The following is a 23628-nucleotide window of genomic DNA, read 5'->3' as shown; positions in this document are numbered from 1 at the left end:
CATTCAGATAAAAGCGTTATCAGAGGAAAGACTGCTGCATTTACGGCAGAAAAGGAGGGTATATGATTTCTGAAAAAAAGAGCGGAGCGCCGTACTTAAACGTCTGGTTCGGCAATTTTTACCGACCGGCGTATGACGATCAGGCGTTTGTCGCAGAGGGGATGGAGCTGTTAAAAAAGCTCGGCTTCAACAGTGTTTTGCTCGATTCCAAGGACTGGGAGGATTTTCGGGAACGCTATGAGGGAAAGCCTGCGAGCCAGTATGTCGGCATGCAGGAGTTTATGATGGAGCAGATCAAAAAGCAGGGGATGAGCCATACATTTCTGGCAATTTATCTGAATGCAGATAACCTGTATCCGAATGTTCGCTTTAGCCCGCCGGTGTTCGGGGAATCTGTTGTGACGGCAAAAGGCAATGACGGTCGCTGGTATCGTTATTGGTCGGAGAAAGCGCAGGAGACGATGACGGAGCACGTTTCACAGCTTTTAGAGATGTACGGTGAAAATATGACCCGGATCGAAGTGGACGGGGAAGAAAAAAAACCGCTGTGCAGCATGTGGGACCCGGTCGTTGCACCGAGCTTCGATGAGGATGGAAAAAAGCGCTATCGCAGCTGGCTTGAAAAACGTTATAACGGAGATATTAAAACCTTTAACCACTTCTACAAAACGGAAGCAAACAGCTTTGAAACGATCGAACCCGAGCAATACTGGTTTGAACTGCGTTATCCTGGAAAAAATGGTTTTTCGGAAAAAGAGCTGGAAGACCGGGACGAAAAATGCCGCGTATGGATGGACAACCAGCGCTGGAAAAGCGACGAGCTGGTGTTTTATTTTGAAGCGATGCAGAAAAAGCTCCATGCACTTGATCCGCAGCTGTATCTGTGCCCGGATTTGAGCCAGTGGGGATATTTTTTGAACGTGGATGGAAGCTTTTTAACCGGTGCAGGGCTTTCTGATCTGTGGGATACGGCGGTGCGAGGCGCTGATTTTTACCGGATTGCCCCGTATGTGGATGCGGCGCATTTTATTTCTGTGCCGGTGCTTCCAAACGGTGACCCGGACTGCTATGTGACAGCATGTCAACACAGTATGATGCGGAATATGAATCGTGGCAGATCCTTTGTCGGCGGCATTTACTGGGGAAGATTTGTTTATAATGACCTATATGCGTGGATTTCTCCGTGTGAGGCGGTCGCCTCGATGGCGGCGTCCGGCGCTTCCGGATATGCGTCTTACGGCATGTGCGGGTTAGACGACGGCGGCGTGTTACACCGGATGCCGGAAGCATTCTGCAGGTCTTTAGAAGAAGGCAACCGCTGGTGGAAAGAGGTTGTTTTGAGGCTCGGAGTGAGAAAAGCTGCAAAGGCAGCAGTGCTGTTCCCGTCTGCGATGGCGCTTGCAGAGACGTTTGACACGGAGCACAATCATGACAGGCGGCTGGATCTTCTGGGCTGGTATAAGGCTCTGGAGGACTGGCAGATCGACGTTGACGTTGTAGATGGCAGCATTTTCAAGGATCAGACAGCAGATCAGTACGAGGTGCTCGTGCTCGCGGCAAACGACTGCTATGCGCTTGCCCCGGATTCTGAACTGGAGCAGGGCATTGCAGCATGGGTAAAAAATGGCGGAATGCTGCTGCACGGACCGATGGATTTGCTTGCACGGGCGAGCGTTGGCAGCCGCTGTCTTTCTCATGAAAAGGATGCGTTTGAGTGCAGCGGCGAAAAGGGAATGCTGACCGGAACGCAGTTTGGCAGCTTCGAGGAGGAAAACGCCGACGTGCTCGCAGTCTGGGAAACGGACGAAAAGCCTGCGATTGTCAAGCGCACATTTGGGAAGGGAACCGTTTGCGAAATCGGATTTTTCTACGGCTTTGAATACACCGGCAGAATCGCACCGCACGTTCCGCTGACGCAGCGCAATAACGAGCTGTACCCTTTGACCATGCTGAAAAAAGATCCCGTAGGGATGCTTCTGGAAGAAAAATTCGGCACGACACTGACCCGGAAAAAGGGCGTTGAGCGCGCAGAATTTGAAAACGGTACGGTCATCGTCAACCACAGCTCCTATCCGTGCAGAATCGATGAACCCGGAACACGCTATTTCCAGAATCCCGAACTGTACCAGGATTTGGACAGCAAAATCCTGCTCCCGCATATGGGAGTTTTTATCGAGAGGAAAGTTTGAAAAATGTTTTAAACTTTTCAGAGTGCGCTGTCGCGCGTTGACTTCTCGATGGAAGATCGTTATAATAAAGACCACGGCTTTTGCTGTGGTCTTTATTTATTCATGACAATAGAATGCTCACAGAGCATGCATTCTATTGTTGTATAGGAAACTTCGTTTCCATACGATAAGTAACGCTCTACGAGGATGCGCGCTCGGTGCAAGGGTAGATGGCTGCCAAAGCAACTGCGCCTCGGCGCGAGAATGTGCCAAGGCACATTCTTTTATCGTATAGGAAACTTCGTTTCCATACGATAAGTAACGCTCCGCGAGGATGCGCACTCGGCGCAAGGGTAGATGGTTGCCGGAGCAACTGCGCCTCAGCGCGAGAATGTGCCAAAGCACATTCTTTTTCCTATAAAAATATAAAAATAGAAAGTTGAGAAATTGATGATAAATAAAAAAACAAAATTTTGTAAAGCTGCAGCGCTTCTGGGCGCGGCTGTTATGATGATTTCTGCGCTGGCAGGCTGCGGGAAAAATACGAAGGTCGTTCTGACGGCGGGTCTGAAAAAGAACGAGGTATTCCGGATTTCGAGTGCGTCTTGTGTGCTGCCGGAGGTGATGGTATATCTGACGAACATGCAGAATCAGTATGAATCCGTCTATGGAAGCCAGATCTGGAACGCTTCCGACGGACAGCTTTCGCTGGAGCAGGAGGAACGGGAACAGGTGTTGACACAGCTGGCGAGAATCAAGGTGATGAATCTGCTCGCCCAGAAAAAAGAAGTGACGCTGGATGATAAGGAAAAGGAGCGTGCGGCAGCGGCGGGCAGGGAATATTTTACTTCCTTGAACAGCGCGGAAGTGACGGCACTCAACGTGACGCAGGATCTGATTACGAAGATGTATGAAGAGTATGCGCTTGCAGAAAAGGTTTATCAGACGATTGTAGAAAATGTCAATCCGGAGGTCAGTGACGATGAAGCGCGCACCATCACGGTAGATATGATCAGGGTCAGCGATTCTGCCAAAGCTTCCCAGGTGCTTGGCAAGGCAAAGGAAGAAGGCGTGGATTTTGAGACGCTTGCGCAGGCAGAGAGCGAGGACCAAACGGTGACGCAGTCGTTTGGAAAAGGCGAGGTTTCGGAAGCACTGGAAAAGGCGGCGTTTAACCTCGGCAAGGACGAGATCAGTGACGTGGTGGAATCAGACGGAAGTTACTATATTTTAAAATGTATCAGCACGTTCGACGAGGCGCAGACCAAAGCGAATAAGGAAAAAATAGTAAAACAGCGCCAGAGCGAGGCATTCGATACGGAATATACGGCGTTTGAGCAGACATTGGTACGTCAGCTCAACGAGGAACTCTGGAATTCCGTCACGATGATTCATCAGGACGATGTCAAAACTTCCAGCTTTTTTGAAGTATACCAGATGTATTTCCAGCATCAGGAGTGAGCAGGAATAGCTGGGCATTCCGGCAGGACGTCGCGCTTCCGGCTTATGAAAACTGCCCTGTCGGACGCTGCGTTTCAGCTTATGAAAACTGCCCGACAGTGTGCTGTACCCTGTTTATGAAAAATTTAGAATTGCGGGAAACGCGGCAACCATGCGGGCTTTCAAAGAATTATTAGCACTCAGTCAAAATGAGTGCTAATTTTTTATTGACTTTTTGAAACGACAGGACTACACTATGGATAAAGCTTGGAGGAAAGCTTCTCCAGGCATCTGAAAACGAACTGAGAAAGAAAGGATCGTGATATTTCATGGCTGAAAAGCACGGAGCATTATCAATTAACAGCGACAATATTTTTCCGATTATTAAAAAGTGGTTATATTCGGATCATGACATTTTTTACAGAGAGCTGATTTCCAACGGCTGCGATGCCATTACGAAGTTAAAGAAGCTGGATATGATGGGAGAATACGAGCTTCCGGAAGGCTACAAGCCCAGAGTGGATGTTATCGTTGATCCGGATGCAAAGACCATCCAGTTTATCGATAACGGTGTCGGCATGACTGCGGATGAGGTGGAGGAATACATTAACCAGATCGCATTTTCCGGCGCGACAGATTTTATCGCAAAATATAAAGATAAGACAAACGACGACCAGATCATCGGTCATTTCGGCCTGGGCTTCTATTCCGCATTTATGGTAGCAGATGAGGTGCATATCGATACCCTTTCCTGGCAGAAGGATGCAAAGCCGGTTCACTGGGAGTGCGACGGCGGCACAGAATATGACATGCAGGATGGTACCCGCACAGAAGTCGGTACCTGCATTACCCTGTTCTTAAACGAGGACTGCCTGCAGTTCTGCAACGAGTATAAGGCAACCGAAGTGATCAAAAAGTATTGTTCCTTCATGCCTGTGGAAATTTACGTTTCCAGAGCCAATACACCTGAGACACAGACGATTCTTGCGAGTGAGAAGCTCGACAGCGATCATGTGATCGAAGAAGTGAAGAAAGAAAAGGAAGAAGATCCGGATAAGCTCAAAATTACAAAGCGTCCGGAACTGATCAACGATACTCACCCGCTCTGGACGAAGAACCCCAGTGAATGCACAAAGGAAGAGTACATTGATTTCTACCGCAAGGTATTTATGGATTACAAGGAGCCTCTGTTCTGGATTCATCTGAACATGGATTATCCGTTCAACTTAAAGGGTATCCTTTACTTCCCGAAGATCAACATGGAATACGAATCCATCGAGGGCGTCATCAAGCTGTACAACAATCAGGTATTTATTGCCGATAATATTAAAGAAGTAATTCCGGAATTTTTGCTGCTGTTAAAGGGCGTCATTGATTGTCCTGATCTGCCGCTGAACGTGTCCAGAAGCGCGCTGCAGAACGATGGCTTTGTAAAGAAAATTTCCGATTATATTACCAAAAAGGTTGCGGATAAGCTGTCCGGCATGTGCAAGACCCAGAAGGAGGAATACGAGAAATACTGGGATGATATCGCTCCGTTTATCAAATTCGGCTGCTTAAAGGACGAAAAATTCTGCGAGAAAATGACGGATTACATCCTCTTCAAGAATCTGGACGGCAAATATATGACCCTGCCCGAGTGCCTGGAAGTCAATAAGACTGACCCGGATGAGACACAGGAGGGTGCTGTGGATGAGAACGGCGAAAAGGTAGAAGCAGAAGTCGTAGAGGACAAGAGCGAAGATTCCGCTGAGGAAGAGAAGAAAGACAAGACCATCTACTATGTAACAGATGAAAAACAGCAGAGCCAGTACATCAACATGTTCAAGGCTGCCAAAATGGATGCCGTTATGCTGACCGACCGGATCGACCAGCCTTTTATCTCTCAGCTGGAAGCAAAGAATGAGGGGATTCATTTTGCAAGAATCGATGCTGACTTAACCGATGCGTTTAAGACAAAGACCAGCAAGAAGACGCAGGAAGAATTAAACGCGCAGGCGGAAAAGGTTGAAAAGCTGGTTCAGAAAGCACTGAAAAACGACAAGATCAAGGTAAAGATCGAAAAGCTCAAGAATAAAAAGGTATCCTCTGTTCTGACGGTTTCCGAAGAGAGCAGAAGAATGCAGGATATGATGAAGATGTATGGCGGCGGCATGGATATGAGCATGTTCGGTGCAGAGGGCGAGACGCTGGTATTGAATGCAAACCATCCGCTCGTAACCTACATTACGGAGCACGAAGACGATGCAAACACCCAGATGATCTGCGAACAGCTCTATGATCTGGCGAAGCTCCAGAACGCACCGCTTTCTCCAGAAGCGATGACCAAGTTTGTAGCGCGCTCCAATGACATTATGCTGCTGCTTGCAAAATAAACGCGCAGGCTGTGAAAAGAGCGTTGCTGCAAATAACTCATCAGAGAAAACTAGTACATCGTTATTTACGAAACGCTGTACTAGTAAATGCGAAGACCGCATGCAGGATGAATATACAATTCCTGTCTGCGGTCTTTTTATCGTATGGGAAACTTCGTTTCCATACGATAAAAACGCTCCGCGAGGATGCGCACTCGGCGCAAGGGTAGATGGTTGCTAAAGCAACCGCGCCTCGGCGCGAGAATGTGCCAAGGCACATTCTTTATTATCGTATAGGAAACTTCGTTTCCATACGATAAAAACGCTCCGCGCGGATCGCACTGCAGCGGAATGGAAGAATGTCGCTTGCGCGACCCGCCGCAGGCGGAAAATCCTGCCATTACGTCCCTGGCTCTGCGATACGGCTGACCGCCACATAAATGTTTGAAATCTGATACCAGGTCGGATAATCCACGATTCCGGTTGCCGGGAGATTGAAGATACGCTGAAAAGCCCGCACCTGGGCAGCGGTCTGGGAACCGAAGATACCGTCGGCAGAGGTTTTCGGGATAGCAGGGTAGTTCTGTGCAATGCGGTTTAACTGCTCCTGCATCTGTCGAACCTTTGTGCCGGATGCACCGATTGTCAGGTCATAACCAGGCCAGGAGGATGGGACGCCGCTGATGGCTTGGGCTGCGTTGATATACATGTCGTTGCCGTAATAGTAGCGGATGATCTCAATCGCGCTGTAGCCCTGGTCACCGAGATATTTGGAGCCCCACTGGGAGAGACCCTGACAGTTGACGCGGTTTCCGTCGCAATAGCTGGTAAAGATCGGCTGCCGCACGCCGGGGCGGGAGAGATAATTTGCAAAAATGGAGTCCACGAGGCGGTCGATGTTGCTGTAGATATTTCTGCCGTAGATGAATTTCTGGTCGTAGGCGGTGGAAGAGGTGATGGTAAAGGAATAGCCCTTTGCACGATACCATTCTGTGTATACACGATTCAGGGTAAAGGACTGAATGACGAGGATGTTGGCGTAGATAGTGCTCTCCGGCCAGGTTGCATAGATTTCGGAAGAAGCGACGTTTTTGATATAGTCTTTATAGCGGACATAGTAGTTTGGAGCGCTGGAATCGTCGGGAAGACCGTCGTGGACGATGATATATTCCGGGATGACGACGCGGCTTAAGACGATTTCTCCGGTTTCAGCTTCGGTTTTGATCTCAGCTTCCGGGATTTTGGCAGGATATTCACCGTAAAGCGTGTGATCCGGGATGAAAATGTCCTGTTCTTCGGGAGTGTCGGAAACTGCGGTGGGTGTCATGGAAACCGGAAGAATGCTGGATTCGTCCGGCAGAATTTCAGCGCCGTTGATACGGACGGGCTCGTAACCGTCCGCTTGTACTTCGATTATATAATCGGTGTATGGTCGCGGATTGGAAGGACTCTGGGAATAGGCGGGATTGGGCGCTGGCAGCAGGACGGACGTTGTCTGTCCGGATTCATCGGTAGTAAGAGTTTCAAGAATCTGTTCCGGGGAAGCACTGTCGGAGATCGTAACAGTAGCGCCCACAACCGGGAAAAAACCGACAGAAGAAGTTACGCAGATCATCAGGGAGCCGGGATAACCGGTTTCTTCTGCTGCAGCACAGGAAAGCTGTGGCATAAAAGTACCTCTCATATCCAGAATATGTGATAATAAGATATGCCGGAGATAGAAAAAATGATACGATGGTCTGCTCTAAACGTCAGCCGCCGAAAACCTGCCAGCAGCGCTGCGATCGACATATATCGAACGCTGGTTGCAACGGACTCTGATCAAAGCCCGTGCCGAACACCAGCCAAAGCCGAAAGCTGCGCAAACGAAAAAAACAGCACCCGTCGGTTATACGATAACCTGGCGGGCGTTGTTTTTTCCGGATAACCGGATCTTTTACAAAGCGTACAGTTGATTCGTTTAATCAAGATTCAGACAACGTTTCATTACATAGTTGCAGATCAAGAAAGCAGGAACGCATAGAACCAGATTTGCGAACAGGGAAATCAGCATAATTGACCAGTAAATGGAGGCAAAATCAGCCATCGGATTCGCAGAAGTCGATTGAAGGATGAACACGCCTGCGGTCGTAGGCGCGGTCAGAAGCATCATAGCGGTCGAAAGGATGGTGCTCAGCCCGAGATAACACAGGATGGATGCGAGCACCTTGTGGCTGGAAAACAGCTGTCCCAAAGAGATCGAGGCATAGATGGTAAGCAGGGAAAAGACAGAGCCGATGATCATCACGGGAATTGCCAGAAAGAGTATGGAGGGAACGGTGAAAATCGTGTGGTACGACTGGAACATCGTCCGAAGCTCCAACAGATCTTCCGGAGAAAAATATGCCATCGTGGGCAGGGCAATCAAGGTGATCAAGGTAATTGCGCCAACCAACAACAAATCGATCAGGTAAAACCAGATGGTTCCGATGGTCAACTTGGAGACAATCAGCATCCAGGGCTTGACAGGGAGTGTGTGCATCAGATAGCCCTCGTCGGTATAGAGATTTTTATAAAAACGGATAGCAAAATAGATTGTCAGGATCATGGAAAGACCGCTGAGAATCAGGATGTATGCGATGTAAAGTACAAAGTTTCGCACATTGAGATCTATGTCGGCGGTAGCTTGGTCAGCAACGGAGAAGTATACGAGGCTGGCGGCGGAAAGCAGTACTGTGATAGTGAGCAGAAGGGCAGGAACTTTAAACGTATCTTTCCATTCATGGGAAATCAGTTTTGTGAGCATGAGAATACCTCCCGGAAATAAGAGTCTACGGACTGATGGCGGGTGTCCCGGATCTTCTCCACGCTGGAAGAGAGAATGATCTGTCCGTCTTTCAGGAAAATAACGTCGTCCAGAAGCTGTTCGACGTCCGCAATCAAGTGTGTGGAGAGCAGAATTGACGCATCCTCGCTGTAATCCTGGATAATGGTCTTTAAAATGTAATCACGCGCGGCGGGATCGACGCCGGCGATCGGCTCGTCCAGAATATAGACCCTGGCGCGGCGGCTCATGACCATGATCAGCTGCACCTTTTCACGGGTTCCCTTCGAGAGCGTCTTTAAGGGGCTGGACGGATCGATGTCGAGCTTTTGCAACATTTCCTCCGCCTTTGCAGCGTCAAAGTCTGTATAAAAATCTCTGAAAAAAGAGAGCAGTCCCTTTACCCGGACAGTATCGGGCAGATAGGTGCGCTCCGGCAGATACGAAACGATCGCCTTGGTTTCGGGACCGGGAGCCTGGCCGCAGATGAAAATTTGTCCGGACGAGGGTACCAAAAGTCCGTTGATGAGTTTGATCAGTGTGGATTTGCCGCTGCCGTTGGAGCCTAAAAGCCCGACCATCCTGCCGGGAGCGATTTCGAGGCTGATATGGTCAAGCGCTGTTTTTTTGCCGAAGCGCTTGCTGACGTCCTGCAGGCGGAGCAGGGTATCGGATGTCTGTGTCATGAATTTTCCTCCTTTTTGGCCAAAAGCAGCCGGATACTATCGTCTTTCTGATAGCCGAGATGCTGCATCCGCGTCAGAAACTGACTGATCTGAAGCTCTGCCAGTTCACTGCGCACCTGTTCAATCAAAGCAGTATCTTCGGTGACCGTCCGCCCGCTGGTGCGGCGCGTGACAATCAGACCGGTACGCTCCAGCTCGGTGAAGGCTTTCTGCATGGTGTTCGGATTGACGCTTGCCTGTGCAGCGAGGTCGCGGACACTGGGAAGCCGGGAGCCGGGCGGATAGAATCCGGATACGATTTCATGCTTGAGCCGGTCAACAATCTGGGCGTAAATAGGTCTGTCTGAATCAAGTTCCCATGGCATGTGAACACCTCCTTGTTTGTATGATTGATTTAATACAATAATACTTAAGCGGAACGCATTTGTCAATCCCTTGCGCGATATTCGGAAATAGGGTAATATAAAAGGTAAGACTATTGGAAATGACCGCCTGATCGGGAGCGTCCCGGCAGGCAAAAATGTGCAGAAAGGGGAACGCAAGTGAGAAGACTGGAAGAGCAGATTCTGACAGAAAAATACCGCAGAATAGAAGGAAAGCTGACGTTTTCTGTCCGGCTGGCAGAGCTGTCTGTTGCGCCGGGGGAAGCTGCAGAGGGCGCGTTTACCATTTTTGCATCACAGGAAGAAATCCCGGCACAAGGCTATGTCCTGACAAAGGATGAGCGGATGGAGTGTAAAACGGAGTGGTTCAACGGCGTGCAGGAGAAAATCGTGTACCGATTTTGTGCAGACGGGCTGCAGGAGGGCGATAGCCTGCAGGGACAGTTCCTGATCATATCGGACTACGGGGAATACACGTTGCCGTGGAAGGTGACGGTGCGCAGAGAGGCGGCAGCAGGAATTGCAGGAAAAGTCTCGACGCTTGCCGGATTTACAGAGCTTGCGCGCACGGACTGGAAAACGGCGGTACAGTTTTTTTACAGCAAACCGTTTGCAGAAATCTGTAAAAAAGAAGGCGAAAAGACCTGGCTTTTGTACCGGGGGCTGTCCGCCGGATACTATAACAGCTCCAACGTCGAGACATTTCTGGAGGAAAACGGCTGCAAGCAGGCACTGACCTTTACTGCTGCCAAACCGGAAATTCAGGTCAAAGACGTACAGGAAACGGTACGGGAAGAGCTGCCGATTTTAAAAAATGGCTGGGGACCGGTCAGCCTGAAGGTACAGACAGAGGACGATTTTTTGTTTCTGGAAAAAAACAGAATCGGGGAGGACGACTTTTTAGGCAATCTCTGTCGCCTGCCGGTTTATATATCGGAAGAAAAGCTCCATGACGGGAAAAATTTCGGGACGGTGACGGTTTCGTGGAGCCGGGGCAGCTTTTTGGTCGGTGTCACAGCGACCCGCCGGAAAACGGGACTGTCTGCGGAAACCGAAAAAAAAAGCCGCCAGAAAAAATATACGATCCGTCTGACAGAGCTTTATTTAAAGCTGCGCGCAAAGCAGATCGACCTGGCAGACTGGCAGGAAAAGGTGCGGGAATGTGTGGAAGAACTGGCTGTCCTGGATCGGAAAAGTATCGTGCCAAAGCTTTTTTCCGCACAGCTGTTATTGACGGAAAACAAAACAGAAGAGGCCGGCTGGATGTTAAAGCAGCTGCGCCCGATGCTGGAGGGAGAAAGCCCGGCGGTCGTCAGCTATTATCTGTATCTGACGACACTATACGATAAGCGCGAGGAATATGTGAAGCGTGCCGCCGCGCGGGTGGAGGAAATTTATACCCGTTACCCGGAAGAATGGCGGATTGCGTGGCTGATGCTGTTTTTATCCCATGAGATCAACCGGAGCACCTACCGGAAGTGGCAGTTTTTGCAGGAACAGTTCCAGAAAGGCTGCGTAAGCCCGCTGTTGTATCAGGAAGCGGTGCTTTTGCTGAACGCAGATCCGGCGCTTTTGACGGGGCTAGACCCGATTGTGCGCAGGGTTTTAGTTTATGGCGCACGGAAAGGGCTTTTGAATGAAAATCTTTGCGGACAGGCTGCAGAGCTTGCCTGCCGGGAAAAATATTTCGAGCCGGTTTTGTTTGAAATTCTGGAACGCAGCTGGGAAAAAACGCAGTCCACAGCTATTTTGCAGGCGATCTGTTCGTTATTGATCAAAGGGAACAAATGCGAGCAAAAGTGGCATGTCTGGTATGAAAGAGGTGTGGAAAACAAGCTGCGCGTCACGCGTCTGTATGAATATTATCTGTTGAGCACCGATCTGTCGCGGGATATTGAGCCGCCCAAAAGCGTGCTGCTGTATTTTGCCTACCAGTGCAACCTGGACTGGGAATATGCGGCGTGGCTGTATTCGTGCGTGGAGCGATGCAAGACAAAGGACCCGGAGCTTTACATCACCTACAAGCCGGAGATGGACCATTTTCTGCTGGACTGTCTGAATAAGGGAAGAATCAACCGGCATCTGTCTTGGCTGTACAGGGAAAATTTGCCGGCGTTGGCGCTTGACAAAACGCAGGGGGAGACGATTACTTCACTGCTCGGAAGCACTGAAGTTGTATTGAACCGCAAGGAATGCCGCAAGCTGATCGTCGTTCATCGCAGACTGAAAGGCGAAGAGACTTACTGGCTGCAGGATGGAAAAGCCTGCGTGTCCGTTTACGATCCGGAGGATTTGCTTTTTACAGAAGACGAAGAGCAGAACCGCTGTCTGGTGACTGTTGACAGGAAAGAGCTGCTTTCGTTTCAGAATGCGGTTTCTGCCTGGGGAATGGAAGCACTGCGGGAATGGGGCACAGAGAGCATTGCGTTTTTATTGGAAGCGGAAAAAAGAAAGCTTTCGGAACTCGATCAGATCGCCGTCTGGACGAAGCTTTGTACAAACAGACAGCTGGAGGATGTTTACGGGCAGGAGCTTCGCTGCCGGCTGGCGGTGTGGCTGTCCGAACAGGAGAAAAATAAGGAGCTGAACGCCTTTTTGCGGACAGTGTCCAAAGAGCAGATTGCGGAAAAGGACAGGCTATGCATGGCGCGACTGATGATTCTGCACGGTTTTTATGACAAAGCATATGAGTGGCTTGCCGGTCAATGCTTTTGCAAACTTGAGCCGGCGGAGCTGATGCGCCTTTGCAGCAGACTTCTGGCAAAAGAAAGCCATCTCGAAGAAAAGCGCCTGATGCTTCTGTGTGCGCAGGCTGCGCTGAACGGAAAATATGACGATCGGATTTTACAGTATCTGGCGGATGCTTACGAGGGAAGCTGCAGCGAGCTGGAAGTGCTATTGCAGGCGGCAAAAAATTTTGAAATCGACATCTGGAAAATCAACAGGAAGCTGCTGGTTCAGCTATTGTTTACCGGGCAGGATGTGACGGAGCGGATGGATCTTTTGCGGGATTATATCAGTGCGGGCGGCAGTCCGGAGCTGGAAGAGGCATTTTTGTACCGCTGCGCCTATGCAAATGTGATTTTAAAGCAACCGATCCACCGATATATGGTGCAGATGATTTTGCGGCTCTGCAGATGGGGTGCAAAGGTAAGCAGGCTGTGCAAAATTGCGGCGCTGCAGTATTACGCCAAAAACAAAGGCATGTTAGAGGAAAAAAACCGCGGTCAGGTGGCTAAAATTATCAGGGAGTTATTTGAAGAAAACTGCCTGCTTCCGGTGCTGCAGCAGTTTGCAGACCTTGTGCCGGAGGTTTGGGAGATTCTGGACAAAACCTTTGTCGTATATGAAGGAGAACCCGAAAAACAGCTGGTTTTGAACTATCGGAGAGTGGAAGGGGAACTGGCGGAAGCGCAGTATCATGAAATGGAGCTTCCATGCGTCTGCGACGGCATTTATGCGGCGGGATTTATTCTGTTTCCGGGAGAGCGGCTGCAGTATTATATCACAGTGTCCGAAAGGCCGGAAAAAATTTTGGAAAATGGCATGTTGCTTGCACAGGAGGAAGCTGCAGAGGCAATGCAGGGCAGGTACGCAAGGCTTTATGAAATGGCACAGGCACAGCTTTTGCAGGAGGATTTATCGGCGCAGAAGGAGCGGACGCAAAGCTACCTGTATACCGCGTTTTGTGCAAAACGGCTGTTTGGAATGCTGAAATAGGGAGAAGGAGATATGTTTTTAGAACACAGGGAAAAAGAAGAAAACAAACGGCAGGCAACGGCTGGCTATGATCTGACGGATGCATATGCGCAAATCAGCTATTGTCTGCCGGGAGAACCCTGTCCAAAGACGATCAGCCTGCAGGCGGATCAGGAGCAGTATCTGATTCCGGCGCTGCTGGGACGGTATACCGATCAAGATCTTTGGGTGTACGGACCGAAAGCGCAGGCAGCGGCAGCGACTGGAGAGGTTTTTCTCGCTGACGGACTGCTGACGAAGGCAGCACACCAGGAAATGGTGGAGGTAGGCGGACAGAACTATAGTTCGATTGCGCTGCTTTCCCTGTTTTTAAAACGGACGATGTCGCTGCTTGCACCGATCGTGCGCCCGGAACGCCTGCAGGCGCTCGTCTTTTCTGTACCGGAGGTGTCTGTACCCGTATTGTCAGCAGTGACGGATGCGGTCGGCATGCTCGGTCTGAAAAATGCGAGTCTGTTTCTGATCGGACGCGCGGAGAGTTTTTTCTATTATAATATCTGCCAACCCGAAGAGCTCTGGAAACAGGACGTGCTTCTGTGTGATTTTTCCGGCACGTTTCTGCATACGCTTCTGTTTACGGCAAACCGGAAAACATCTCCGGTCGCCTGCTTTGTGGAGGAAGCGGACTGGAAGGAAGTGGCGGCAGGCAGAGAAGATCTGGATCAGCGCTTTTTAGAGACAATGAAAGCGGTGATCGGCGATAGAAATATTAGCTGTGTCTACCTGATTGGCGAAGGCTTTTTGGGAGAATGGTATCAGGAATCGCTGCGGTTTCTGTGCCAGGAACGCCGGGTGTTTCTGGGCAACAACCTTTACAGCAAGGGAGCTTGTTATGCGGCGCGCCAGCGTATGACGCCCGGCAGCGTTTCCGAAGGGTATGTGTTCCTGGGAAAAGACATGTTAAAGGCAAACATCAGTCTGTATGTGGAAAAGCGCGGGCAGGACAGCTGCCATCCGCTTCTGGATGCCGGGACGAACTGGTACGATGCAAAGGCGGAGATCGACTTCTTACTGGAAGAGGAGAACCGCTTTTCGCTGCGGATTACACCGCTAAACGGCGGCGAGATCCGGGATGTGGAGATCGCGCTGACCGGACTTCCACAGCGTCCGGCGCGCACAACGCGCATCCACCTGCAGATCGACATGGCGGATCTGACGACGCTGCGCTTGAACATGGAAGATTTCGGCTTCGGAGAGTTCTTCCCGGCGACGCACCAGTTCTGGGAGAAGACGATTTCGATCGGGCAGCCGGATACTGCGGCAGGCAGCAGCACTGCAGCCCAGGCGTCAGCAGGTGCCGATACGACAGACACTGCAACTGTGGCGTCAGAACAGAGTGCAGCAGGCGCTGATGCAAAATCCGCTGCGCCGCCGGTTTTGGCAGAATCATAGACGAATTTTAGAGGAAAATCATGGGACGTGTATATCTGTGTCTGGGGCAGAACGCAGAATTGCCCTACTATTTTGAAAAAGCAAAAGTACATATCTGGAATATCGAAGAACTGTGCTATTTTATTCGGGAAAACGCATGGATAATGGAGCCGGAGCTGCTGACAAAAGAGCTGATCGACTGGGTTGCGCAGCAGTGCGGTTTGCCAAAGCTTGCGGTGCTGTTAAATGACAGCCTGAAAGAAGAGGACTGTGTGACGGCGTTTGCGGCATGTCTGTTTTCGTATACCGGATACTGTCCGCAGGAGCAGGCGCTGCAGGTGCAGAAAATCCTGCAGACGAATGCGGGAAATAACGAAACCGACCGGGCGAAGGCACGGGGGGATTATTTCCTCGAATCCGGAAAATATTTCCGCGCGCTGCAGGAATATGAGCCGCTGATGAAACAGCTGACCGGCGCAAAGCCGGAGATCGTCGGGAGTGTGTATCATAATGCGGGCTGCGCTTATGCAGGACTGTTTTTGTTCGATCGGGCGGCAGCCGCGTATGAAAAAGCGTGGAAGCTTCTGCGGGATAAAAGAAGCGCGGCCGGGTTTCTGGCGGCAAAACGGATGGGACTGTCTGAGCAGGAATATGTGGATTTTCTGGCGAAAAATCCAGAGCTGTACCAGATTTCGCTTCTGGTGGAGGAACAGCTAAAGGACTGCAGGCAGAAATGGCAGGGTACGCCAGGACAGGTCTTTTGTGCGTCCATGGAGGGGGCTTTGCAAAATGGTTCCGGAGATATTTGCCAAAAGCAGCTGGCAGATAAAATCAAAGAGCTGGAAAAAGAATACCGGGAAGCGGTTTCGTGATACCGGAGTTGTTATCGTAAGATGAGGCAGCCACACGTCAGTGCAGCTGCCTCATCTTTTCTGTAAAAGGAACATAAAAATTCCTGGCGGCTTGTATTTACAGCTTATGAAAAGCCGGTACCCGTTTCTCAAACGTGCAGTAATAAGAGAATCCGCATGCTTTCAGCACGTCAGCTGCGTGGTCGAAATGGCGTCCAATATCCTCCGGGCGGTGTGCATCGGAGCCGACTGTGATGATCTCACCGCCTTTTTTGCGGTACTGACGGATGAATTCGGTGCAGGGATGCTGCTCCTTTAAGCCTTTATCCAGACCGGCGGTGTTGATTTCGATGCCTTTGCCGTTGGCGATCAGCGTTTCAATGATGGGGTCAAAAATATCCGCATACTGTTCATAGCAGTAGTTTAAATCCTTTGTTTTGCTGTAACGGATCACATAGTCGATATGTCCGTAAATATCGAAATTGGTAAAGGAGCGGATGGATGTCAGGATTTCATTAAAGTAGGCGCGGTAGCCCTCCTCAGTTGTGATTCCTTCATAATAAGAGGGAAAAGCAGGATCCTGATGCTGTACGACATGGGTGGAGCCGATGATAAAGTCAAAATCATAGGATCTTGCGTAGTCGGAAATTTCTTTGAGGTAATCTGGCTGGAGTCCCAGTTCAACGCCGAATTTAATATTAATCTGTTCCCCGAATTTCTCCCTGGCGCGGAGCAGATCATAGAGATAGGAATCGGTATTTAATAAAAACATGTCTTCGGGACACTCTTCGGAAGCAGGATAGTGCAGGTCCATATGCTCGGTAAAGCATATTTCCTGATAACCGAGTGCGATGGCGCGCGCTGCCATGTCCTGCATGGGCGCTCTGGAGTCTCCGGAAAAGCTGGAGTGCATATGATAGTCTGCTAAAATTGGCATGAAAAACTCCTCCTGTTGGTGTTTGTTGATTTTTCATTCCAAAGTATAGCATAAAAACGACGTATGTTTCCAATATTTTTAATTTTACATCTTGATATTTTGAAACAAATTAGGTAGAATAATTGTGCTGATAAAATTTTGTCAAGCATACTGCCCTTTGATCGGACAGCTTGTCTGACAAAAGAATTTCAAAACATTTTTAGGAGGAAACTAAAATGGCAGTAAAAGTAGCAATTAATGGTTTTGGCCGTATCGGTCGTCTGGCTTTCAGACAGATGTTTGGCGCAGAAGGATTTGAGATCGTTGCAATCAACGACCTGACATCTCCCAAGATGCTGGCTCACTTACTGAAATATGATTCCACTCAGGGCAGATATGCACTGGCTGATAAGGTTGAAGCAGGCGAAGATTCCATCATCGTTGATGGCAAAGAGATCAAGATCTACGCTAAGGCTAACGCAGCAGAGCTTCCTTGGGGCGAAATCGGTGTTGACGTAGTTCTGGAGTGCACCGGCTTCTACACCTCTAAGGCTAAGGCTCAGGCTCATATCGATGCAGGCGCTAAGCACGTTGTTATTTCTGCTCCTGCAGGCAACGATCTGCCTACCATCGTTTACAATGTAAACCATGAGTCCCTTACCAACGAAGATACCATCATCTCCGCTGCATCCTGCACAACCAACTGTCTGGCACCTATGGCTAAGGCTCTGAACGACAACTTCCCGATCCAGTCTGGTATCATGTGCACCATCCACGCTTACACTGGCGATCAGATGACTCTGGATGGTCCTCAGAGAAAAGGCGATCTGAGAAGATCCCGTGCAGCAGCTGTTAACATCGTTCCTAACAGCACTGGCGCAGCTAAGGCAATCGGCCTGGTTATCCCTGAACTGAACGGCAAGCTGATCGGTTCCGCTCAGCGTGTACCTACCCCTACAGGTTCTACCACCATTCTGACTGCAGTTGTTAAGGGCAACCCTACAAAGGAAGCAATCAACGACGCTATGAAGGCTGCTTCTAATGAGTCCTTCGGTTACAACACCGATGAGATCGTATCCAGCGATATCGTTGGCATGAGATATGGTTCTCTGTTCGATGCAACTCAGACCATGGTTCTGCCTATCAACGACGAGCTGTCTGAAGTACAGGTTGTTTCCTGGTACGACAACGAGAACTCCTACACCAGCCAGATGGTTCGTACCATCAAGCACTTCGGCAAACTGCTGAACGCTTAATTGGCGTTAGGCTTTTTCGTATAAGACAAAGGCCATTGGAGGTCCGGTCTGAGAAGGACCGGGCCTCTTTTCATCGTATCGGAAACTTTGTTTCCATACGATAACAGTTAAAATTTCAGGAGGTTCCTATCATGGGCTTAAACAAGAAAACCGTTGATGACATCAACGTAAAAGGCAAAAGAGTTCTGGTAAGATGCGACTTTAACGTTCCGTTAAAGGATGGCGTGATCACAGATGAAACTCGTATCGTTGCAGCGCTTCCTACAATCAAGAAGCTGATCAACGATGGCGGCAAGGTTATCCTTTGCTCTCATCTGGGCAAAGTAAAGAACGGCCCCAACGAAGGCGAGTCTTTAGCTCCTGTAGCAGTAAGACTGTCCGAGAAGCTGGGCAAAGAGGTAAAATTCGTTGCAGATTACAATGTAACCGGCGAAGCAGCTACCAAGGCTGTTGCTGAAATGAAAGACGGCGATGTTGTTCTGCTGCAGAATACCCGTTTCCGCGGCAAAGAAGAGACCAAGAACGGCGAAGAGTTCAGCAAAGAGCTGGCTGATCTGGCTGACGATTATGTATGCGATGCATTTGGTTCTTCTCACAGAGCACATGCATCTGTTGCAGGCGTTACCAAGTTCATCACCGAAAAAGGCGGCTCCAATGTTGTTGGTTATCTGATGCAGAAAGAAATCAACTTCCTGGGCAATGCAGTTGAGAACCCGGTTAGACCTTTCGTAGCGATTCTGGGCGGCGCTAAGGTTGCAGATAAGTTAAACGTTATCTCCAACCTGCTGGAGAAATGCGACACTCTGATCATCGGCGGCGGTATGGCATTTACTTTCTTAAAGGCTCAGGGTCTTGAGATCGGTAAGTCTCTGGTTGACGAAGAGAAGATCGACTACTGTAAGGAAATGATGGCTAAGGCTGAGAAGCTGGGCAAGAAGCTGATTCTGCCGGTAGACGCAGCTGTAGCTGACGCTTTCCCGAACCCGATCGATGCTGAGATCCCGGTTGACTATGTTGATGTTGAGAATATCCCTGCTGACAAGATCGGCCTGGATATCGGACCGAAATCTGCAGAACTGTTCGCAGAGGCTGCTAAGACAGCTAAGACTGTTGTTTGGAACGGACCTATGGGTGTATTCGAGAACCCTGTTCTGGCAAAAGGTACTATCGCTGTAGCGAAAGCTCTGGCTGAAACAGATGCTACCACCATCATCGGCGGCGGTGACTCCGCAGCAGCTGTAAACCAGCTTGGTTTCGCTGACAAGATGAGCCACATCTCCACCGGCGGCGGCGCTTCCCTGGAATTCCTGGAAGGCAAAGAGCTTCCTGGCGTAGCAGCAGCAGACGACAAAGAGTAAACAAAGGAGACCAATTTATCATGGCAAGAAGAAAGATCGTAGCCGGCAACTGGAAGATGAACATGACTCCCAGCCAGGCTGTAGAACTGTGCAATACCTTAAAAGACCTTGTAAAATCTGACGATGTAGACGTAGTTTACTGCGTACCTGCAATCGACATCGTACCTGTAGTAGAAGCTGTAAAAGGCACAAACGTTGAAGTTGGTGCTGAGAACATGTACTTCGAAGAAAAGGGTGCTTACACCGGAGAAATCTCTGCAGACATGCTGCTGGATGCTGGCGTAAAATATGTTATCATCGGTCATTCCGAGAGACGTGACTACTTCAAAGAGTGTGACTGCCTGCTGAACAAGAAGGTGAAGAAGGCTCTGGAAAAAGGTCTGATCCCGATCCTTTGCTGCGGCGAGACTCTGGAGCAGAGAGAAATGGGCGTTACCATGGACTGGATCCGTCTGCAGATCAAATCTGATCTGGCTGACGTTACCGCAGATCAGGTTAAGGGCATGGTTATTGCATACGAGCCTATCTGGGCAATCGGTACCGGCAAGACCGCTACCACCGAGCAGGCAGAAGAAGTCTGCAAGGGTATCCGTGAATGCATCGCTGAGATGTATGATACCGATACTGCAGAAGCTGTTCGTATCCAGTACGGCGGTTCTGTAAATGCCGGCAATGCAGCAGAGCTGTTTGCACAGCCTGATATCGATGGCGGTCTGGTTGGCGGCGCATCTCTGAAGGCTGATTTTGGCAAAATTGTAAATTACAAATAAGATCTGACTTTGTGCAGAGACAGGGCTGGCGCTTCGGCAATATTTGTCGGGCGTCAGCCCTTTTTTATCGTATGAAAACTTCATTTCCATATGATAAAAAACGCTCCGCGAGGATGCGCACTCGGCGCAAGGGTAGATGGTTGCCGAAGCAACCGCGCCTCGGCGCGAGAATGTGCCAAGGTACATTCTATTTTACCGTATAGGTTCTTTACATTTCCCACAAATGCCCCTTTAACAAAAGGCAGGAATGATGTATAATGAATATAATAAACGGGGTTTATTCCGAGGATTATAATCAAGTGGGAGGATGTATCATGAAAAACATTTTGTTCATCGCATCAGAAGGTGTGCCATTTATCAAGACAGGCGGACTGGCAGATGTGGTTGGATCACTGCCGAAGGGCATTGATAAGGAATATTATGATGTGAGGGTTATCCTGCCCAAGTATAACTGCATGCATCAGGATAAGAAGGATATGCTCCATTACAGAGATCACTTCTACATGGAATTTAACTGGAAAAACGAATATGTCGGCATTCTGGAAGCAGAATACGATGGGATTAAATATTATTTTATTGATAACGAATATTATTTTAACGGTTTTAAGCCGTACTGTGACAACGCTTTATTTGAAATTGAAAAGTTTGCATTTTTCTCAAAAGCTGCGCTGTCGATTCTGCCGGTGATCGGTTTCAGACCGGATTTGATTCACTGTCATGACTGGCAGACTGGTCTGATTCCGGTATATCTGCATGAACGCTTTGCAGGCGGTGAGTTTTATCGGGGTATCAAGACAGTTATGACGATCCATAACCTGAAATTCCAGGGCAAATGGAGTATCAAGGAGGTTCAGAGCATTACCGGATTGCCGGATTACTATTTTGCACCGGATAAGCTGGAAGCATACAAGGATGCAAACCTGTTAAAAGGCGGTCTGGTATATGCGGATGCGATTACAACCGTAAGCCCGACCTATGCAGAAGAGATCAAGACACCGTTTTATGGCGAAGGCTTGGACGGATTGCTCCGTGCACGTTCGAATGACCTGCGTGGTATTTTGAATGGTATCGACTATGATGCGTTCAATCCGGAGACGGATCCTTACATCACGAACCGTTATAATGCAGTGAACTTCCGAAAAGAGAAGATTAAGAATAAACGTGCCCTGCAGGCGGATATGGGGCTGGAGCAGAATGACAAGACGATGCTAATCGGTATCGTATCCAGACTGACTGACCAGAAGGGCTTCGATCTGATTGCATACATGATGGATGAGCTGTGTCAGGATAATGTCCAGATTATCGTACTGGGTACCGGTGAAGAACGTTATGAAAACATGTTTCGCCATTTTGCATGGAAATATAACGGCAAGGTTTCCGCACAGATTTATTATTCTGAAGAGCTGTCCCATCGGATTTATGCGGCAAGCGATGCATTTTTGATGCCGTCGCTGTTTGAGCCCTGCGGTTTAAGCCAGCTGATGAGCCTGCGTTACGGAACTGTTCCGATTGTCCGCGAGACCGGCGGTTTAAAAGATACCGTATGGCCTTACAACGAATTCGAAGGAACCGGAACCGGATTCTCCTTTACGAATTATAACGCCCATGAAATGCTCGCAACGATTCGTTATGCAGAACAGATCTACTATGATAAGAAGCGCGAGTGGAATAAGATCATCGACCGTGCGATGGCAGCGGACTTCTCCTGGAATGTTTCCGCACAGAAATATCAGGAGATGTATGACTGGCTGATCGGACGTTGAATAGAATCAGAATGAAATAGGAAAGCTGCAGGCTGAAAGGTCTGCAGTTTTTTTGTATAAAACTTTCGCGGTGCGGGCATTCTGTGAAAAAAGGAAAGGCAGAATGCGATGATAAAACGGCAAAGGGCGCTTTTGTCCGCGGTTGCGTGTCTGTGTCTGCTCCTCGGGATTGGAATTGGAGTAAACGGATGCGGTCAAAAAGGCGATCTGAGTGAAAAAGAAGAAAACTCTGTGGAAAGCCAGATGGGAGAGGTGCAGCAGGGCGTAGAACAAAATACAGACAATGCAAAACAGTTTCATGGAAATTCGGGCAACTCTGAAACGGGAGAACGGGCACGCACATCGGAACAGGTGCACGCATCAGATCAGAATTTGCAAAACGGCGGACAGGGCAGAAATGGACAGCTGCAAACGTCTGAATGGCAGCGTGCATCGACATGGATTGGAAGCGGGAGCGTGGCAGAATCCGGGCGTGTGACAGAAAATGTGCGCGCGACAGAATCCGGGCGGTCGGGAAGCCTGCTTGGGGGTGGAAGCGGCAGCGTAACGTATCAGGTAAAAACGGTGCAGGAAAATTTTCATGCGGAAGATGGGACGGTGCTGTATCAGCTGCAGCTGTCGTGGCCGTATTTTGCCGGGAAGGCGGGCGGAGTCCTGCAGGTCAATCGTTTTTTCGAGGACTGGAAAAATGAAAAGCTGCGCATTTATGAAGCGGATGGGGATTCCATCCGACAAGCCGCGTTGGAAATCTATCGGGAGAGCAAAGACAGCGGATGGACGGGCAGTTGGACAGAGCGCTATCGCGTCAGTCGGGTGTGCACGAAAGGGCAGTATGTGAGCGTTTTGCTGGATTCTGATTTAAAGGAAGGAAACTTGAAAAAAATCCCGCACCGGGAAAGTTATGTGCTTGATCTCGAAAGCGGGCAGCAGGTGACGCTGGAAAAATTGTTGGGAAAATCCAGAGAGGAATGTTATCAGCTGCTGCAGGAGGCGTATCGGGACAAACTGCGCGAAAATCCGGGCGTTTATTATGCGGATGCGGAGGAAAAAATTGCAGTGTTGAATCCGGAGAAAATTGGCTGGTATTTTACGGAAACAGCGATCGTCTGCTATCTGGAGCCGTACACAATTGCCCTGCCGGAAGAGGGCTATGTGGAGGCAGAGCTGCCGATCGAGGATGATCGTGAATAAAATTCTGTGGTTCGGAAATACTCATCAGGAAAACCGTGCGGTTTTCAAGTAAAAATATCTGTAGAAACGAAGGCAGAAGATTGAAAAATAAAATTTTTCAATCGCGAGATTTGTGTCTGAGCGCACTTGACACAAACTCGACATGCGCAAAAAGCGTGCGCAGAAATGAGAGGAAAATATGAACTTATCGGAACTGGAACTGCAGAATTTACGTCACTTGATTGGCGGATACGATACGACGCATTGCAAGATGCAGGAATATGCGGAGTGCGCACAGGATGCGAAAGTGAAGCAGTTTTTCGAAAAAGGCGCGAAGTCCGCGATGGAGAACAAGCAGGCGTTGATGGATTTCCTGCGCTGAGCAGGGGCAAGGAGAGGAATATGTTTGAAGATAAGACGATGGTAGCAGACACGCTGGCAGGAATCAACGGAGAACTGATGCGGTTTGGCGAGATGATTCCGCAGACAGAAAATAAAGAGTTAAAAACAACCCTGAAACAGTTTCGGGCTGCGTGCGAGCAGTCTCAGGAAGAGCTGTATCAGATCGCACGGGAAAAAT

18 protein-coding genes are annotated in these 23628 nt (G+C 49.3%); 13 read left to right on the top strand and 5 right to left on the bottom strand.

Annotated features, from left to right (window positions below):
- Positions 1-62: 62 nt before the first annotated feature.
- The 3 genes from OCV62_RS07650 (at position 63) to htpG (ending at position 5983) form a co-directional block, all read left to right on the top strand.
- On the top strand, positions 63-2189 hold the full coding sequence (locus tag OCV62_RS07650) for an alpha-amylase family protein (protein WP_262585809.1): 2127 nt from the start codon (positions 63-65) through the stop codon (positions 2187-2189).
- Between the two features lie 429 nt (positions 2190-2618).
- Positions 2619-3629: a peptidyl-prolyl cis-trans isomerase gene (locus OCV62_RS07645; RefSeq protein ID WP_262585808.1), complete on the top strand. Its 1011-nt coding sequence runs from the start codon at positions 2619-2621 to the stop codon at positions 3627-3629.
- A gap of 308 nt (positions 3630-3937) precedes the next feature.
- Positions 3938-5983 (top strand): molecular chaperone HtpG, encoded by a 2046-nt coding sequence (gene htpG, locus OCV62_RS07640; protein WP_262585807.1) that lies wholly within the window; start codon positions 3938-3940, stop codon positions 5981-5983.
- A gap of 379 nt (positions 5984-6362) precedes the next feature.
- Here htpG and OCV62_RS07635 read toward each other — a convergent pair whose 3' ends face one another.
- From OCV62_RS07635 to OCV62_RS07620, 4 genes are all read right to left on the bottom strand, one after another.
- On the bottom strand, positions 6363-7646 hold the full coding sequence (locus OCV62_RS07635) for a peptidoglycan-binding protein (RefSeq protein WP_262585806.1): 1284 nt from the start codon (positions 7644-7646) through the stop codon (positions 6363-6365).
- A gap of 276 nt (positions 7647-7922) precedes the next feature.
- On the bottom strand, positions 7923-8747 hold the full coding sequence (locus OCV62_RS07630) for a hypothetical protein (RefSeq protein WP_262585805.1): 825 nt from the start codon (positions 8745-8747) through the stop codon (positions 7923-7925).
- Positions 8732-9451, bottom strand: a complete 720-nt coding sequence (locus OCV62_RS07625; RefSeq protein ID WP_262585803.1) for an ABC transporter ATP-binding protein — start codon at positions 9449-9451, stop codon at positions 8732-8734. Before OCV62_RS07625 ends, OCV62_RS07630 begins: the two co-directional genes overlap by 16 nt.
- On the bottom strand, positions 9448-9816 hold the full coding sequence (locus tag OCV62_RS07620) for a GntR family transcriptional regulator (RefSeq protein WP_021914612.1): 369 nt from the start codon (positions 9814-9816) through the stop codon (positions 9448-9450). The genes OCV62_RS07625 and OCV62_RS07620 overlap by 4 nt, the downstream gene beginning before the upstream one ends.
- 177 nt (positions 9817-9993) lie before the next feature.
- On the opposite strand from OCV62_RS07620, the gene OCV62_RS07615 reads away from it, so the two are divergent.
- The 3 genes from OCV62_RS07615 to OCV62_RS07605 are packed head-to-tail and all read left to right on the top strand — an operon-like array spanning position 9994 to position 15836.
- Entirely contained in the window at positions 9994-13554 is a 3561-nt protein-coding gene (locus OCV62_RS07615) for a DUF5717 family protein (protein WP_262585802.1), read from the top strand.
- A gap of 12 nt (positions 13555-13566) precedes the next feature.
- A complete protein-coding gene (locus OCV62_RS07610; protein ID WP_262585801.1) occupies positions 13567-14985 on the top strand; it encodes a DUF5716 family protein in 1419 nt (472 codons plus the stop codon).
- Positions 14986-15005: 20 nt separating this feature from the next.
- Positions 15006-15836, top strand: coding sequence for a hypothetical protein (locus tag OCV62_RS07605; RefSeq protein ID WP_262585800.1), 831 nt, complete (start codon positions 15006-15008; stop codon positions 15834-15836).
- Positions 15837-15933: 97 nt separating this feature from the next.
- Here OCV62_RS07605 and OCV62_RS07600 read toward each other — a convergent pair whose 3' ends face one another.
- Positions 15934-16752: a histidinol-phosphatase HisJ family protein gene (locus OCV62_RS07600; RefSeq protein ID WP_262585799.1), complete on the bottom strand. Its 819-nt coding sequence runs from the start codon at positions 16750-16752 to the stop codon at positions 15934-15936.
- A gap of 215 nt (positions 16753-16967) precedes the next feature.
- Here OCV62_RS07600 and gap point away from each other — a divergent pair, with 215 nt between their 5' ends.
- The 7 genes from gap to OCV62_RS07565 form a co-directional block, all read left to right on the top strand.
- A complete protein-coding gene (gap, locus tag OCV62_RS07595) occupies positions 16968-17987 on the top strand; it encodes a type I glyceraldehyde-3-phosphate dehydrogenase (protein ID WP_021914617.1) in 1020 nt (339 codons plus the stop codon).
- A 131-nt stretch (positions 17988-18118) separates the two neighbouring features.
- The gene (locus OCV62_RS07590) at positions 18119-19345 is read left to right on the top strand and encodes a phosphoglycerate kinase (protein ID WP_021914618.1); all 1227 of its coding nucleotides are present in this window, start codon (positions 18119-18121) and stop codon (positions 19343-19345) included.
- 20 nt (positions 19346-19365) lie between these two features.
- Complete coding sequence (gene tpiA / locus OCV62_RS07585) at positions 19366-20115, top strand: triose-phosphate isomerase (RefSeq protein ID WP_117959478.1); 750 nt, start codon at positions 19366-19368, stop codon at positions 20113-20115.
- A gap of 314 nt (positions 20116-20429) precedes the next feature.
- Positions 20430-21878, top strand: coding sequence for a glycogen synthase GlgA (gene glgA, locus OCV62_RS07580; protein ID WP_021914757.1), 1449 nt, complete (start codon positions 20430-20432; stop codon positions 21876-21878).
- Positions 21879-21986: 108 nt separating this feature from the next.
- On the top strand, positions 21987-23069 hold the full coding sequence (locus OCV62_RS07575; RefSeq protein WP_262585798.1) for an RsiV family protein: 1083 nt from the start codon (positions 21987-21989) through the stop codon (positions 23067-23069).
- 178 nt (positions 23070-23247) lie between these two features.
- On the top strand, positions 23248-23430 hold the full coding sequence (locus OCV62_RS07570) for a hypothetical protein (protein WP_021914755.1): 183 nt from the start codon (positions 23248-23250) through the stop codon (positions 23428-23430).
- Between the two features lie 20 nt (positions 23431-23450).
- Positions 23451-23628: spore coat protein (locus tag OCV62_RS07565; RefSeq protein WP_262585898.1), on the top strand; the 178-nt coding region annotated here is incomplete at its 3' end.

Origin of the sequence: Gallintestinimicrobium propionicum (assembly GCF_025567525.1) — a bacterium.
Lineage (GTDB): Bacteria > Bacillota > Clostridia > Lachnospirales > Lachnospiraceae > Gallintestinimicrobium > Gallintestinimicrobium propionicum.
This window is presented reverse-complemented; position numbering and strand designations above follow the sequence as displayed.